19 protein-coding genes are annotated in these 14,418 nt (G+C 44.9%); all 19 read right to left on the bottom strand.

Annotated elements, in window-relative coordinates; genetic code table 11:
* Positions 1 to 9: 9 nt before the first annotated feature.
* From fliP to flgB, 19 genes are read right to left on the bottom strand one after another with little or no spacing between them, the layout of a single operon-like run.
* A complete protein-coding gene (fliP, locus tag AR442_RS11340; protein ID WP_007409786.1) occupies positions 10 to 675 on the bottom strand; it encodes a flagellar type III secretion system pore protein FliP in 666 nt (221 codons plus the stop codon).
* Positions 668 to 1,321: a flagella biosynthesis regulatory protein FliZ gene (fliZ, locus tag AR442_RS11345; protein WP_003154237.1), complete on the bottom strand. Its 654-nt coding sequence runs from the start codon at positions 1,319 to 1,321 to the stop codon at positions 668 to 670. The genes fliP and fliZ overlap by 8 nt, the downstream gene beginning before the upstream one ends.
* A 14-nt stretch (positions 1,322 to 1,335) precedes the next feature.
* Positions 1,336 to 1,698: a chemotaxis protein CheY gene (gene cheY, locus AR442_RS11350; protein ID WP_003154238.1), complete on the bottom strand. Its 363-nt coding sequence runs from the start codon at positions 1,696 to 1,698 to the stop codon at positions 1,336 to 1,338.
* Between the two features lie 26 nt (positions 1,699 to 1,724).
* The gene (gene fliY / locus AR442_RS11355; protein ID WP_014417774.1) at positions 1,725 to 2,861 is read right to left on the bottom strand and encodes a flagellar motor switch phosphatase FliY; all 1,137 of its coding nucleotides are present in this window, start codon (positions 2,859 to 2,861) and stop codon (positions 1,725 to 1,727) included.
* Complete coding sequence (gene fliM, locus AR442_RS11360; protein WP_003154240.1) at positions 2,851 to 3,849, bottom strand: flagellar motor switch protein FliM; 999 nt, start codon at positions 3,847 to 3,849, stop codon at positions 2,851 to 2,853. Before fliM ends, fliY begins: the two co-directional genes overlap by 11 nt.
* Before the next feature lie 33 nt (positions 3,850 to 3,882).
* Positions 3,883 to 4,302: a flagellar basal body-associated protein FliL gene (fliL, locus tag AR442_RS11365; RefSeq protein ID WP_014417773.1), complete on the bottom strand. Its 420-nt coding sequence runs from the start codon at positions 4,300 to 4,302 to the stop codon at positions 3,883 to 3,885.
* Complete coding sequence (gene swrD, locus AR442_RS11370) at positions 4,299 to 4,514, bottom strand: swarming motility protein SwrD (RefSeq protein ID WP_003154243.1); 216 nt, start codon at positions 4,512 to 4,514, stop codon at positions 4,299 to 4,301. The genes fliL and swrD overlap by 4 nt, the downstream gene beginning before the upstream one ends.
* A 39-nt stretch (positions 4,515 to 4,553) precedes the next feature.
* Entirely contained in the window at positions 4,554 to 5,330 is a 777-nt protein-coding gene (gene flgG / locus AR442_RS11375; protein WP_007409783.1) for a flagellar basal body rod protein FlgG, read from the bottom strand.
* A 24-nt stretch (positions 5,331 to 5,354) separates the two neighbouring features.
* Positions 5,355 to 5,795, bottom strand: coding sequence for a flagellar hook assembly protein FlgD (flgD, locus tag AR442_RS11380; RefSeq protein WP_007409782.1), 441 nt, complete (start codon positions 5,793 to 5,795; stop codon positions 5,355 to 5,357).
* Positions 5,796 to 7,136 carry a flagellar hook-length control protein FliK gene (locus AR442_RS11385; protein ID WP_053284993.1) on the bottom strand — a complete coding sequence of 447 codons (1,341 nt, stop codon included), beginning with the start codon at positions 7,134 to 7,136 and terminating at the stop codon, positions 5,796 to 5,798. It abuts the gene before it with no gap.
* 6 nt (positions 7,137 to 7,142) lie between these two features.
* Positions 7,143 to 7,757 (bottom strand): MotE family protein, encoded by a 615-nt coding sequence (locus tag AR442_RS11390; protein WP_015388236.1) that lies wholly within the window; start codon positions 7,755 to 7,757, stop codon positions 7,143 to 7,145.
* An 11-nt stretch (positions 7,758 to 7,768) separates the two neighbouring features.
* Positions 7,769 to 8,212 carry a flagellar export protein FliJ gene (fliJ, locus tag AR442_RS11395; RefSeq protein ID WP_003154253.1) on the bottom strand — a complete coding sequence of 148 codons (444 nt, stop codon included), beginning with the start codon at positions 8,210 to 8,212 and terminating at the stop codon, positions 7,769 to 7,771.
* Positions 8,213 to 8,217: 5 nt separating this feature from the next.
* Positions 8,218 to 9,534 carry a flagellar protein export ATPase FliI gene (gene fliI, locus AR442_RS11400; RefSeq protein ID WP_014417770.1) on the bottom strand — a complete coding sequence of 439 codons (1,317 nt, stop codon included), beginning with the start codon at positions 9,532 to 9,534 and terminating at the stop codon, positions 8,218 to 8,220.
* Positions 9,531 to 10,286 carry a flagellar assembly protein FliH gene (fliH, locus tag AR442_RS11405; RefSeq protein ID WP_014417769.1) on the bottom strand — a complete coding sequence of 252 codons (756 nt, stop codon included), beginning with the start codon at positions 10,284 to 10,286 and terminating at the stop codon, positions 9,531 to 9,533. The genes fliI and fliH overlap by 4 nt, the downstream gene beginning before the upstream one ends.
* Complete coding sequence (gene fliG / locus AR442_RS11410) at positions 10,279 to 11,295, bottom strand: flagellar motor switch protein FliG (RefSeq protein WP_003154256.1); 1,017 nt, start codon at positions 11,293 to 11,295, stop codon at positions 10,279 to 10,281. Before fliG ends, fliH begins: the two co-directional genes overlap by 8 nt.
* Positions 11,296 to 11,307: 12 nt before the next feature.
* Complete coding sequence (gene fliF, locus AR442_RS11415) at positions 11,308 to 12,918, bottom strand: flagellar basal-body MS-ring/collar protein FliF (protein ID WP_014417768.1); 1,611 nt, start codon at positions 12,916 to 12,918, stop codon at positions 11,308 to 11,310.
* Positions 12,919 to 12,960: 42 nt separating this feature from the next.
* Positions 12,961 to 13,281 (bottom strand): flagellar hook-basal body complex protein FliE, encoded by a 321-nt coding sequence (gene fliE, locus AR442_RS11420; protein ID WP_007409777.1) that lies wholly within the window; start codon positions 13,279 to 13,281, stop codon positions 12,961 to 12,963.
* Positions 13,282 to 13,291: 10 nt separating this feature from the next.
* Positions 13,292 to 13,744 (bottom strand): flagellar basal body rod protein FlgC, encoded by a 453-nt coding sequence (gene flgC, locus AR442_RS11425; RefSeq protein ID WP_003154259.1) that lies wholly within the window; start codon positions 13,742 to 13,744, stop codon positions 13,292 to 13,294.
* On the bottom strand, positions 13,744 to 14,133 hold the full coding sequence (gene flgB / locus AR442_RS11430) for a flagellar basal body rod protein FlgB (RefSeq protein ID WP_003154260.1): 390 nt from the start codon (positions 14,131 to 14,133) through the stop codon (positions 13,744 to 13,746). The genes flgC and flgB overlap by 1 nt, the downstream gene beginning before the upstream one ends.
* Positions 14,134 to 14,418: the final 285 nt, after the last annotated feature.

The raw sequence follows: 14,418 nt of genomic DNA on the forward strand, positions 1-14,418 counted from the left end.
GCACCTACCCTAAAAGCTGTCAAGCAAAGATTTCACGATTAAATACCATCCATCGACCAAAACGAAAAGCAATATTTTAAAGGGCAGAGAGATCATAACCGGCGGAAGCATCATCATTCCCATTGACATTAAGACGCTCGCCACGACCATATCGATAATTAAAAACGGAATAAAAATCATAAAGCCCATTTGAAAAGCGGTTTTGAGTTCTGATATCGCATAAGCGGGCACCATCGTCGTCAAAGGAATATCCTGAATCGATTCAGGTTTTTTCATCTTGGCATAGTTCATAAACAGCGCCAGATCCTTCTGCCTTGTATGCTTGCTCATATACTCTTTAATCGGCTTCTCGGCTTTTGTATATGCTTCATCGAGACTGATTTTGTTGTCCATCAGCGGCGTTAAGGCTTCCTTATTAATCTCTGAAAAAGTCGGCGCCATAATAAAAAACGTCAAGAACAGCGCAAGGCCGATTAAAACCTGGTTGGGAGGCATGTTCTGCGTCGCCAGTGAGGTTCTCACAAAAGACAGGACGATGACGATTCTCGTAAAGCAGGTCATCAAAATCAGAATCCCCGGCGCCACTGAAAAGACAGTCAAAAGCAGCAGTAATTTAACAGTGGAGCTGACTTCGGTCGGACTGCTTGAATTAAAAAGGTTAATAAATTCATTCATGATGATAAGGGCCTTTCTTCTTTCCTTCAGAACGGCTTTGTTTCAGCTCGTTCAGCTGTTCTTTCAGCGCTTTTGAAAACGACGGAAGCATCGTTTGCGGCTTTTTTTCTCCATCCTTACGCGGATTTACGAGCTTGGTCCATTCCACTTTTGAAGACATCGACTCTTCGTATTGGCTCAAAATCGCCTCGCGCTCTTTTTCATCTTCAATTTCTTTTAAAAGCTGTATCGTTTCGCCCACACCGACTACGAGAACGCTGTTTCCCACTTTAATCAGCTGCACGGAACGGTTTTGGCCGACTGACGTTCCGCCGATATTTTCTACATATTGAAACGGCTTCAGCAGACGGTTTCTTCTATTCATCAGTTTGACAAATCCATAGATCAGCAGAATGACGAATAATAACGCCCCAATCATCTTTACAAAATCAAAAGCGGAGACAGAAGATGCAGAAGCATCCCCTATCTCTTGATCAGCCGTTTGTTTCGATGTATCGCTTTTTTTCTCTGTTTTGTTTGTTGATTGTTTGTCAAACCATTCGTTGACGGTGGAATTGTCAGACTCCGCCGCAAAAGCAGGGAACGGATGTACATTGAGTAAAACGAAACAACAAATCAAAGCTAGTAAACCATGACTCTTTTTCAACAGTCGTACACCCTTTAGCTTAATGTTTTATTAATGGCTTCAAGCACGCGGTCCGCTTGGAACGGTTTCACGATAAAGTCTTTTGCGCCGGCTTGAATCGCGTCAATAACCATTGACTGCTGGCCCATAGCCGAACACATGATGATTTTCGCCTGCGGATCGATTTGTTTAATTTCCTTTAAAGCTGTAATCCCGTCCATTTCAGGCATTGTAATATCCATTGTCACAAGGTCGGGGGAATGCTCTTTGAATTTTTCGACTGCCTGCGCTCCGTCTGAAGCTTCAGCTACAACGTCAAAACCGTTCTTCACTAAAATATCTTTGATCATCATTCTCATAAATGCTGCATCGTCTACAATTAAAATTCTGTGTGCCATAATCTGTTTCTCTCCTCTATGTTCGCTTATTTTAAATTGTTAAGGCGGTCTGCCTGACTTAAAATATCAGTGACTCTCACGCCGAAGTTTTCTTCTATGACGACGACCTCGCCTTTTGCCACGATCCGCTGGTTGACCAGGATGTCAACAGGTTCACCAGCCAGCTTGTCAAGCTCAATAATGCTTCCCGCAGAAAGTTCAAGGATTTCTTTGACGCTTCTCTTCGTTCTGCCGAGCTCAACCGTAACGGAAAGCGGAATATCCATCAGCATATCAAGGTTATTCCTTGATCCTTGCGCCGCTTCGTTATGATCAAACGCCTGGAATTCCACCGGAGCGACTTGAACAGGAGCAGCTTTTTTGGCGGTTCCCTGTCTCTTCGGAAGCTCGGGTTTTGCCTGCGGCTCCGGCTGCATGGCAGGTTCCGGCTGCGGCGTTTCGTATGTTTCCTGTGGTTCTGATACGGTTTCTGCGGCCTCTGACTCATGCTGGTCTGCAGTCATCAGTTCTGCGATCAGATCTTTCGCAAACGTAATCGGATAAAGCTGCATGATGCTCGAATCGATTAATTCGCCGACTTTCAGACGGAATGACACTTTTACGAGCAGGTCATCCTCAGGTATTCTGTCGGTCCCTTTTTCTTCCGTCACATCCAGAAGTTCAACCCTTGGCGGAGAAATGTCAATCTTTTTACTGAACACGGTCGACATTGACGTAGCAGCCGAGCCCATCATTTGATTCATTGCTTCCTGCACGGCGCTCAGGTGGATTTCACCGAGTGACGGATCGGCGCCCAGGCCGTCTCCGCCGATCATCAAATCCGCGATGATGGCCGCGTCGCTTTGTTCGACGACGAGCAAATTGCTGCCGTCAAAGCCTTCTGTGTAGTTCACTTCAATGGCAACATACGGATGAGGAAATTCATCACTGATTTTGCTTTTTGAAATGACGGTCACACTCGGTGTTGTAATGTCCACTTTTTGATTTAAAAGAGTGGACAGCGCCGTAGCCGAGCTGCCGAACGAAATATTCCCGATTTCTCCGATCGCATCGCGCTCAAGTTCAGACAAGTTCGCCTCTTGAGGCTGTTCTGTATCCTCTGATTGACTGCTTGTGCCGTTAAGAAGAGCATCGATTTCATCTTGAGATAATCTATTGTTCATCTTGTTCACCTCTTATGTCGTGATCTAAAATTTGCACTGCCTGTCTTCGATTCACCCGGCCGGCCTGCCCTAAAAACTTCGGTTTGTTTCCGACCAATACAGTAAGAGGATCAGTCACTGATTTGTCCAGAGTTATACAGTCCCCGACTTCCAAACTTAAAAATTCTTCTATTGTCAGTTCAGAAGCGCCCAAGAGAGCCACAACGGGAATTTGAGCCGTCATGATGCGCTTTTCAAGCAACTTCGTTTCTTCGGGCTTCGCTTCATTCCGGTCTGATTGCATCCAATAATGTACGGAAAGCTTAGGGATAATCGGCTCAAGTACGACATGGGGAATACAAAGATTAATGACACCGCTGATTTCACCTATCTGCGTATTGAGAGAAATGACAACGACTGTTTCATTTGGGGAAACCATCTGTACAAACTGAGGATTCACTTCAAATTCAGTCATTTCAGGGTCAATATCAGCAATCGATTGCCACGCTTCTTTGTAGTTGCCCAGTGCATTTTCAAATAAGTTAGAAATAATATTCGTTTCAATTTCCGTAAGGCTGTCAGCTTTGTTATGAGTGATGCCGATGCCTCCCATGACGCGGTCAAGCATTGCGTATGCGATGGTGGGATTAACCTCCATCATGATTCTGCCTTCCATCGGATGGACATCGAATAAATTTAAAATCGTCATGTTCGGTATGGAACGGATAAATTCTTCATACGGCACCTGATCAACTGAGCTGACGGATATATGAATATACGTTCTGAGCTTGGCGGAAAAGTGTGTTGTGAGAAGCCTCGCAAAGTTATCATGTATCCGGGTTAAACTGCGTATCTGATCTTTCGAGAATCTGAGAGCCCGTTTAAAATCATATACCTTTACTTTTTTCTCTTTTACTTCCTTTTTCAGCTCTTCCGCATCCGCCTCACCCGTGGAAATGGCGGAAAGCAGTGCGTCTATTTCATTTTGGGAGAGAACTTCTCCTGACATTTTCTTCACCTCCGTATTCTGTCAAATTTGTTTTTATTGCAGATTAAAGGAGGTAATGTACACTTTCTGAACTTTTCCTTCTTGGAGATAGCTGTTTACTTTCTCTTTTAATGATTGTTTAAACGCTTCTCTTCCTTTATCTCCCTCAATCTCTCCGGCGCTTGTGTCGGCTAAAATGGAAATGATGTTGTCTTTCACCTGAAAATCGCGTTTTTCAAGTTCTTCCTTCGCTTTAGCCGAGTCGGTTTCAAGCTTGATGCCGATACGGATGATGCTGTCAGACTTTAAGTTTGTCGTGATATCGTCGACAGACACAGTGGCTGCAACGACTTCGTCAATTGTCGGCTTTTTATCTTTGCCGGAATTTCCGCTGACGACAAAATATGCTGCCGTTCCGAGGCCGGCGATGACAATTAAAATAATCAGCAAAATGATGACTAATTTTTTCTTCATTCTTCTTCCTCTATTCCCTGATCCAGTGAAAATATTTGTATGCTATGGTAAAACGATATGACTTTTTTGAGAACTGCTTCTTCCGGTTCTTTCACTACGAACTTTTTGCCGTTGGACAGTGTAATCGTCGTGTCGGGGAAGCACTCAATCTGTTCGATAAACAGCGCGTTCAGCGTAAAAGGCTGGCCGTTTAAACGGGTGACTTGAATCATGCAATCCGGAGAAGCGGCCTAACCGCCTCTCCTCCCTCCTTACCGTTTCAGATTAACCAGCTCCTGAAGGATTTCATCTGAAGTCGTAATGATTTTTGAGTTTGATTGGAAACCCCGCTGAGCAACGATCATTTCGGTAAATTCATCTGTCAGATCTACGTTTGACATTTCAAGATAGCCTGCCAAAAGCTTACCCGTTCCGTTTTCGCCCGGAGTGGTGACTGCGCTCGCAGCTCCTGAACTTAATGATTCTCTGTAAAGGTTGCCTCCGATTTTTTCCAGACCGGCGCTGTTAGGGAACGTGACCAGACCGATTTGTCCGGCATCATGAACCTCATCCCCTGCATCAGTGTATGTAACGGTTCCGTCTGCACCGATGCTGTAATCTTTCGCATCAGTCGGAATATTGATTTTGCCGCCGCCGATTTTTTCAAGGTAGTACCCATCAGTCGTAACAAGGTTCCCTTGATTGTCCTTTCCGAAATTCCCCGCACGTGTGTAAACAATTCCCGCACCTGTATTAATCTGAAAGTAGCCGTCTCCGTCAATGGCTAGGTCGGTTTTATTCTGTGTAGCCTGCGGGGCGCCGGTTGAATGAACGACATCAATGGAAGAAGTCGCGGCACCCAAGCCGATTTGTTTTGAATTGGTCACGTTTGAACCGCCGGCGACTGTCTGGCTGATCATATCTTTAAATGTAACGCGGCTTTTCTTAAATCCCACTGTGTTGACGTTGGCGATGTTATTGCCGATTACATCTAGTTTTGTCTGAAAGTTTTTCATGCCGCTGATACCGGAATATAATGAACGTAACATGTTAAATTCCCCCTGGGTTTCTTTTTATTTAGATGTTTCGCTGACGGCCGTGACATTCCACGGACTGACCTCTTTGCCATTTTCAAGCACGAGCACGTAATTGCCGTTTGAATGCTTGACTGAATTGACCGGGCTTGTCTGATCCTTCCCGTCGCTGTCGCTGAATGTAACATTTTTGCCGATCCAGTTCACATACATCGTAAACGGATCTTGATTTTCTACAAATTTAGTCATCGTCGTATTCATATTCATCATTTGCTCCAATGAAGAAAATGTCGCCATCTGGCTGATGAATTCTTTGTCATCAACCGGATTGAGCGGGTCCTGGTTTTGAACCTGTGTCATTAAGATCTTCAGAAATTCGTCTTTCCCTAAATTCGTGCTGCTGTTTACTGCGGAGGTGCTCTTCGCGCTTGAAGTGGTTGAAGCGCCCGCCGCGGCATAATCCGAGTTTACTGATGTCAACTATTCTTCCTCCATTTCATTGAGAGAAAGCTCCTCCAGCATATCTCCGAAATCGCCTGACTGCTGCTGGTTTTTCTGCTCTCTCTGTCCCTGATGCTGCTGTTTATTGTGATCGGCCGTCTGTCCGTAAACAGGCTGCTGATCCCCGCTTTGAAGCGGGACTGTAAAACGGTCGACCTGGACCGACATATTCGGAAGCGACTGTTTCAGCTGAGGAAGATGCTGTTCCAGCAGCTCTTTCGCGGACTGGCTGGATGCGATTATTTTGCTTTGAAACATCCCGTTTTCGTTTGTCACCTTAATTGTGACAAATCCGAGGTTCTCGGGATTAAGACGAATCGTAAAGCTTCCGGTTGTTTTCCCGAAAGGCGTGTATTTCATCTGTTTCCAGCCGCTGATGACCTGATCCGTTAACGGTTTATTTTCTGCCGGCTGCTGTTCAGCTCCTGCGGACGTTTGCTGAATGCCGGCAAGGCTTCTCGTTCCCGAAAACAGTATATGTGCAGACAATTTGCTGTCAGGTGCCTTTGCGTGAGAAACCGTGCCGTTTTGCTGTTCTGTTTTCCCGGCTGACTCTTGGGATGATTCAGATGATTGAGATAACACAAAAGCTTTCAGCTCAGTTTCAGCCATATCCCAATCCTTTGTCCCCTTTTGAGAAAGGCCCGCAAGCTGCTCCGTGACGCTTTGAAAGCTCTTCAGCTCAGCGGCTGTCATGGAGTAAAGTTTAGATGCAGATTCGTTTTTCGGAAAAAATGTCTGCCGCAGGTCTTGAATCACGCGGTCCGGGACACCTTGTTTTTTCAATGCCTCTAATAAACGGGCGCCTTCCTGGTAAACCGCCTTTGCCTGCGCGCTGTCAGGCAGTTCCTGCTGAGATGTGAAGAGCTGGGATACGGCTTCTTGAATGAACAGCAGCCCCTTCTCAAGCGCATCCTTGACGGAATCCCCGTCTTTTGCGGAAGAATCCGGCTCATCCGTTTCAGGCTTCCCCCCATGCTGTTTTCCCGCTAACATGTCTTCAACAGATTCGGCAAGCTGTTTCAATAAAGGAAGAGCTGTTTCAGCCGTCTGCTTTCCTTCAAGAGCTTTTACCGCCTCAAGCAGCTGTTTCAGCTGCAATTCTTTATCTTCCGGGCCGGCTTTCAGCCAATCACCGATTTTCGATAGGGCATCATTCAGCTCTGCGTCACTTGTTTTTGTTTCATCTCCGGGCTGCCGGGGAGAAGTGACTTCCGACAGGAGCCAGTTCTGAAATAGACCTAAGCTGTTTACATTCATCTTCACATTGCTGTTTTGCGCAGTCTGCGTACGATTACCCGTTAATTCAAGCAGCTTCAACTTACATCACTCCTTATTTCCGTCAGCGGATAGTTTTTCTGTATATTTAGCCGCTTGTTCAGGAGTCATTTTCGTCAAGATTTCAGCAAGCTGCTTTTTACTTAATCCGTTTAAAATATCGAGGGCTTCTTTTTCTTTCAGCTTTACGATAATGCTTGCCGCTTTACCGCTGTCCATACTTTTATAGATGTTGATCATTTTATCTTTTCCGGCTGAATCCGAAGCGTCTTTTTTCGTTTCATCCGTCTTCGTTTTCTGCTGCTGTTCAGCTTCCTGTTTCAGTGAACGGATTTTCTGATTCAGATTATCGATTTCGGACTTGCTTGTGTCTAAATCTTTATTCAAAATGTTAATTTCACTTTTTTGTTCCTTTATGGTCTTTTCAAGAGAAGCCGTTCTGTCTTCCTTCTGCTTTTCCGCCGCGCTTTTCATTTCTTTCGTTTCGGGAACCAATTCTTTTAAAACAGGCGTTTTAGCGGCTGTTTCCTGAATCGGCTTCATCACATCAACGCCGGCAGCCCAAAGGATGATGCTTGCGACGATGATCAGAAAAATCAGCGGGATCATGATAAAAAGCAGGATTGAACCGAACTTTCCAGATCTCTTTTCTTTATCGGCCATTTCATTCGCTCCTAATGCCCCTGAATCATAAACTGCTTGATTGAAATGTCGTCCATTTCCCTCATCTCTGCAGCTTTGTCTTCAAGTGCGAACATATTAAATTGTTTTTCCCGCATTTTTTCAAATTTCTTTACTTCAATGTTTTTTTCGGTGAGCTGTTCCTGCTTCTCATTCATTTCATTTCGTTTCATGATGACAAGCTTTTGATAATGATAGATGGTGTTCTCAAGATTGGAAACGAATTGCTGATAATGTCTCATTTCCTGAACGCTCATCCCGCATTTCAGCTTTGATTCTTTGTCTTTTTCGAGCAATTCTTTTTTGCTCATATTTTCATATAGTTTTTCAGCCACTGTCTCAAATTCAGAAACCGATTGTCTGTATTCAGTCAATGTTTGGTCTTTTTCATTTTCTTTTAATTCCAGCAGCTTTTGAAATCTGAATTGGTATGCCACGATGTTTATTCCTCTTTTCCTGTCAGACTCGTCAATGCCGCAATGCTGTCTTCCAATTGAGCAGGTTCTTCCGTTCCTTGTTTTAAAAATTGAATAAGCTGCGGATAAAACTGAATCGCTTCATCAATTTCTCTTGATGACCCTCTTTTGTAAGCTCCGATATTAATGAGATCTTCAGAGTTTTGATAAGTTGACAGAAGATCGCGGAATTTGTTGGCCGCCTCTATATGCGATGTGTCTGAAATATTAGACATGACCCTGCTGATGCTTTTCAGGATATTCACGGCCGGGAACTGCCCTTTGTTGGCAAGCGCCCGATCGAGAACGATATGCCCGTCTAATATTCCGCGCACCGTATCGGCAATCGGTTCGTTCATATCATCTCCGTCAACGAGAACCGTATAAAAAGCGGTTATCGTTCCTTGTTCATTCGCGCCCGTTCTTTCCAACAAACGGGGCAAAATAGCGAACACAGAAGGTGTATATCCTTTTGTTGTCGGCGGTTCCCCCGCTGCCAGGCCGATTTCCCGCTGAGCCATCGCGACCCTCGTGACGGAGTCCATCATGAACATCACATTCCGGCCTTTATCGCGGAAGTACTCTGCAATGGCGGTGGCCGTATATGCCGCTTTCAAACGCATTAAGGCAGGCTGATCAGAGGTCGCGACTACGACGATCGAGCGTTTCAGGCCTTCTTCACCTAAATCCTTCTCGATGAATTCACGCACCTCGCGCCCCCGTTCACCGACGAGTGCGATAATGTTTAAATCAGCTTCAGTCTGCTTCGCGATCATTCCCATCAGGGTGCTTTTTCCGACTCCGCTTCCGGCAAAAATCCCGATTCTCTGCCCTTTTCCTACCGTCAGCAGACTGTCAATCGATCTGACGCCGACACCCATCTTTTCCCGTATCGGCGGGCGTTTCATCGGGTTTGGCGGCGGCTGTTCCGTCGAAACGGGGGACAAACCTTTCGGAAGCGCCCGGCCGTCAAGAGGTTCGCCGAACGCGTCGACAACTTGTCCGATTAAACCCGCGCCTACTTTGATGCGGAGCGACTCCCCAGTGGCCTCCACAATGCTGCCCGGCGCGATGCTGGCCGCTTCCAGATAAGGCATTAACAGAATGTTTTCATCCTGGAAGCCTACAACCTCAGCTTTAATCGCTTTTTTCGCATGGCCTTTCGGATAAATGAGACAAACATCTCCGATTGAGCTTTCGGGCCCTTTTGATTCAATCATCAGCCCGATGACCCGTTTAACCTTGCCGTAGCGTTTGTACGGATCCGCTGTTTCAATTGAGTCTATTAAATGCTGTGTCTTCATTGCTCCGCTCCCGCCTCAAGCGCCGTTAAAAGTTTTTGCTTTAATTGCATCAGCTGGGTGTCTATGCCTGCATCAACACGTCCGAACGGAGTTTCTATCGAGCACGTTCCCTTCTCGGCTTTTTCATCTGCATATAAGCTTAATCTGCATTCTTTGTATAACAGCTGCTGAATTTCGTCCATATGCTGATGAACCGTCTCATAATATTCAGGGTCCACATAGATGGAGATGTCATCATAATCTTTTACTTCGGCTACTACCTGTTTGACCAGCAGAAGGAAAGCCTCTTTATCATCACTTTTTTGCCGCCATACTTTTTTAGCGAGCGCAACGGAAAGCTCAATGATTTCTTCCTCAGCGCTTTCCAGTTTTTCCTCGACTGACTGTCTCGCCATTTCCATAACGGCATTGGCCCGGCTGATGAGATTGGCGTATTCAGCTTGAGCCTCGGCTTTTCCCAATGCCATACCTTCTTCATATCCTTCTGCCTTTGCTTCTTCTATCAATCTTTGTTTTTCTTCCGCCCAGCGGTGTTTCTCTTCTTCAATCTGCCGAAGAGTGTGCTCAAATTGATTTTTCGCTTCTTCAGACACCCTGTCGGCTTCTGCTTTGGCAAAAGCCATGAGAGCCTCTGGATTTTCGGGTTCCTCCCGGTCTGGCTGGGAATGTGTTTTCCTGACTTCCTGCAAGGAAAGCTTGCGCCGTTTTTGTTCAGGAGAAAATGATGATTGCTGTTTAATGATATTAGACAATAATATCGTCTCCTCCGCCTCGCGCGATTACAATTTCTCCGGCTTCTTCCAGCTTGCGGACGACGCCCACGATTCTTGATTGCGCCTCTTCCACATCACGCAAACGCACAGGCCCCATAATTTCCATTTCCTCTTTAAACGTTTCAACCATGCGCTGTGACATATTGCTGAAGACGATTTCTTTGACTTCCTCGCTCGCAACCTTCAATGAAAGCAGGAGGTCGTCGTTTTCAACGTCTCTGATCACGCGCTGAATCGCACGGTTATCAAGGGTGACAATATCTTCAAAGACAAACATCCGTTTTTTGATTTCATCCGCCAACTCAGGATCTTGGATTTCTAATGAATCAAGAATCGTTTTTTCCGTTCCTCTGTCTACGCCGTTTAACACTTCAACAACGGCTTCTATGCCGCCGGTCTGCGTATAGTCCTGCGTAAAGGAGGAGGACAGCTTTTGTTCAAGGACCCGCTCCACTTCATTTATGATTTCAGGAGACGTTCTGTCCATAACCGCAATCCTTCTTGCCACCTCAGCCTGAACATCCGGGTTCAGCTCAGACAAAATCTGTCCGGCCTGCACCGGGTCAAGGTAGGATAAAATCAGCGCCATCGTTTGCGGATGTTCCTGCTGAATGAAATTTAAAATCTGTTCGGGCTCCGCTTTTCTCGCGAAATCAAACGGCTTTACCTGCAAAGAAGAGGTGAGCCTGTTTAAAATGCTTACCGCTTTGTCTTCTCCGAGCGCTTTTTCAAGCACTTGGCGGGCGTAATTTAAACCGCCTTGTGAAATATAGTCCTGAGCGATTGCGATATTATGAAATTCTTCAATGATTTCATCTTTTCTTTGATGATCGACGCTTCTGACTCCCGAAATCTCGAGTGTCAATCTTTCAATTTCTTCTTCAGACAAATGCTTGTACACAGAAGCTGATACATCAAGGCCTAAGGAAATCATGAGGATGGCTGCTTTTTGTTTTCCTGTAAGCTTGTTCTGATCACGTTTCGCCATTTTCCATTCCCCCTAATCCTCGTCCAGCCAGCTTCGAAGCAATTTAGCAAAGTCTTCCGGTTTTTCTTTAGCCATTTTTTCAAGCTGTTTTCGTCTGACTGTTTCTTCCGTTTCAATTTTCTCTTCGTTGATATCAGGCAATCGAACCGGCTCCGGCGGCGTTTCATATTCATATTCTTCGTATTCATCCTCTTGTGAGCGTTTCTTTCTGATAAGGAGAATAATAAGCAGAATAATGGCCGCAAGCAGTACGCCGCCTGTAATGTATACCCAGATCGGAAGACCTGAAGATTGTGCCGAATCTGTGTTCAGGCTTGTTTTTCCGTCAAACGGCTGAACGGATACAACGATTTTATTGTTGATATCATTGTCTGTCAGGTTTTGATTTTGCGTTTCGTTTTTATCAAGAGACGTTCTGACGACCGTTCCTAAAATCTTCTGTATATCAGCCTGTCTCTGTGCTGATAAGGAAGCGGCATTTTTCGGATTAGGCGGCTCCACCATGACCTGAATGCCTAAATCACGCACTTTATACGGGCTTTCAGCGATTTCTTTATGAATGCGGTTGACTTCATAGTTGATTTTATTGCTGCTTTTTTCGTAGTCCCCGCTATTTGAACCGCCGTTTGTCTCGGCATAATTCGCGGTGTCATTGCTTCCCGTTCCGGCCGTGCCGCCGTTGGCCGCGCCGTCGCCTTTATACGTTTCCGCAACTTTTTCGGCGCTTACCGCTATGCCTTCCATGTTATCTTTATCGACAGGTTCGACAGTGTCTTCAGTGCGTTTTTCCTTCGTGAAGTCAATATCCGCCGTCACGGAAACAACGACCTTATCCTGCCCCATCATTGTGCCGAGCAGTGACTGAACATGTTTTTGAATGTCCTTTTCGACCTGCGACTTAATACCTTGCTGAGAAGCATAACTGTCAGAAACGGACCCTGCACCGCTGTCACTTTTGTCATAATATGTAGAATTTTGATCCATTATGACGATATTATCTTCTTTTAAGTTCGGAACACTTTTAGAAACAAGATGGTACAGCCCGTTGATCTGGTTTTGATCAAGCGAGTAGCCCGGTTTCATCTGCAAAACGATTGAAGCGGATGCTGCCGGCTGATCTTCACCGACGAACACGGCTTCTTTCGGCATATTGATCATGACCTTCGAGCTTTTAATACCGTCCATTTCATTTATCAGGTTTGACAATTCGGTCTGAGTCGCCTCAACCTTTAAAACGTCAAACTCATTATCCGTCAGGCCGAAGCCCGCATTTTGTCCGAAAAACGAATAATCAATTGATCCCGTTTTCGGCAGGCCTTCTGCGGCAAGCTGGACTTTAAGCGAATCCACTTGGCTCTCAGGAACCTTAATGACCGTGCCGCCGTCAGCAAGTTCAGAAGACACCTTTTTCGTATCGAGCTCTTCTTTAATCTTCCCCGCTTCTTCCGCGGACAAATCTTTATAAAGAGGCACCATCTTTTCAGACGAAGTAAAAATAATAACGACGATGAGTAAAATAATGAATGCGGCCAAGCCGCTTACCATGAGTATCTTCTGTGTTTTTGATCTGTTGTTCCAAAACGCTGCCGTTTTGGTTTTTATTTGCATTAGAGTACGATTCATGTTAACCCCCGGTCATTCCAGTCATTCTCTTCAATCTGACCACTACATCTGCATTCTCATGATCTCCTGATAGGCTTCCACGGCTTTATTGCGGAATTCGGTAGCGGCCGTCAGAGAAATATTTGCTTTTTGGGCAGCGATCATGACCTCGTCAAGGTTTACATCCTTTCCTGCAGCCAGTTCGTTCGTTATTTGGTCAGATTTCACTTGTGACTCATTTAACGAATCAATAGAGTTTTTTAAAAGCTCCGAAAAGCTTGTTTGGTTTGAAGAATCAGTTTTTTGAGTTTGGTTTAATTGATTCGTTACGTTTTGAGTGTTTTGGGTTTGTTGAAGCTGAAAAGGAGTAATAGCGTTAACCACTTACATCACCTTACTTTCCGATTTCTAAGGCCTTCAAAAGCATGCCTTTGGAGGCGTTTAATGCAGTTACGTTTGCTTCATATGATCTCGTGCTGCTGACAAGATCCACCATTTCCTTTAATGGGTCTACATTTGGTTTTTGTACATATCCGTCTTTATTCGCATCAGGATTCTCCGGATCATAAACGAGATTAAAAGCGGACGGGTCTTCCGTAACACCAGATACCTTTACGCCATTTCCCGCGCTTCCTGTTCCGTTCATCTTGGAATGTAAAAGGGACGAAAATGATTCGCCTCCGGATTGGAGAGATACCAGCTTTCTTCTGTAAGGCACCCATTCGCCATTTACCTGCTTCGCTCTCGTTGTATCCATATTGGCCAGGTTGGACGACACGACGTCCATCCGGACACGCTGTGCAGTTAAAGCGGAACCCGAAATATTTAAGCTTTGAAAGCCACTCATTATTTCCCTCCTGTCAAGACGGTTTTCAGAGAATTGAATTTGCCGCTCATTCTTTCAACCAAAGCCTGATAATTAATTTGGTTTTCGGCTAAATCTGTCATTTCTTTGTCGATATCGACATTGTTTCCGTTTTGCTGGTACGATGTATCACTGCTGGACACGATAGAATAATCGTCCCCCGAACCCGTAAAGTCAACGTGCCGATAGTCGGTTTTTACAGCCTCAAGATTGGATGTTTCCTGATCTAACAAATTTCGGAAAGAGACTTTTTTTGCCTTATAGTTCGGTGTATCTATATTGGCGATATTATTAGTTAAGACTTTTTGCTTAATGTCCGCTCTCCCCAAGGCATTCTCAAGATTTTGTATAGTTCCAGAAAATAAGTCCAAATCCACTTACCTCCATTTCAGATATTTTTCTCCTAAAAATCCTTGTCGAGAATTGTAAAACCATATGCTTATTGTAAGAAATAACAGGCTTAAAGTCTATGAAGTTAGGCTAAAAAAAAGTACTCAATTATATCTATTTTGCATGTGGGTATTAAGTCCTAGAATATTTGTACTACAAGGATTTGTTTAATATAAGACTGAAAATAGCAGAATTTCTGTATCTTCCTCCTTTTTTCACACAGCAAGATGGATTATCTCAGATCAGATTCCAATAAGCAACTTTAA

The sequence above is a fragment of the Bacillus velezensis genome, from assembly GCF_001461825.1.
Classification (GTDB): domain Bacteria; phylum Bacillota; class Bacilli; order Bacillales; family Bacillaceae; genus Bacillus; species Bacillus velezensis.

Coding starts and splice junctions, on each gene's coding strand:
- fliP (WP_007409786.1), bottom strand. CDS start 675: ATGAATGAATTTATTAACCTTTTTAATTCAAGCAGTCCGACCGAAGTC.
- cheY (WP_003154238.1), bottom strand. CDS start 1,698: ATGGCACACAGAATTTTAATTGTAGACGATGCAGCATTTATGAGAATG.
- fliY (WP_014417774.1), bottom strand. CDS start 2,861: ATGAACAATAGATTATCTCAAGATGAAATCGATGCTCTTCTTAACGGC.
- fliM (WP_003154240.1), bottom strand. CDS start 3,849: ATGTCAGGAGAAGTTCTCTCCCAAAATGAAATAGACGCACTGCTTTCC.
- fliL (WP_014417773.1), bottom strand. CDS start 4,302: ATGAAGAAAAAATTAGTCATCATTTTGCTGATTATTTTAATTGTCATC.
- swrD (WP_003154243.1), bottom strand. CDS start 4,514: ATGATTCAAGTCACCCGTTTAAACGGCCAGCCTTTTACGCTGAACGCG.
- flgG (WP_007409783.1), bottom strand. CDS start 5,330: ATGTTACGTTCATTATATTCCGGTATCAGCGGCATGAAAAACTTTCAG.
- AR442_RS11390 (WP_015388236.1), bottom strand. CDS start 7,757: ATGGCCGATAAAGAAAAGAGATCTGGAAAGTTCGGTTCAATCCTGCTT.
- fliI (WP_014417770.1), bottom strand. CDS start 9,534: ATGAAGACACAGCATTTAATAGACTCAATTGAAACAGCGGATCCGTAC.
- fliG (WP_003154256.1), bottom strand. CDS start 11,295: ATGGCGAAACGTGATCAGAACAAGCTTACAGGAAAACAAAAAGCAGCC.
- fliF (WP_014417768.1), bottom strand. CDS start 12,918: ATGAATCGTACTCTAATGCAAATAAAAACCAAAACGGCAGCGTTTTGG.
- flgC (WP_003154259.1), bottom strand. CDS start 13,744: ATGAGTGGCTTTCAAAGCTTAAATATTTCGGGTTCCGCTTTAACTGCA.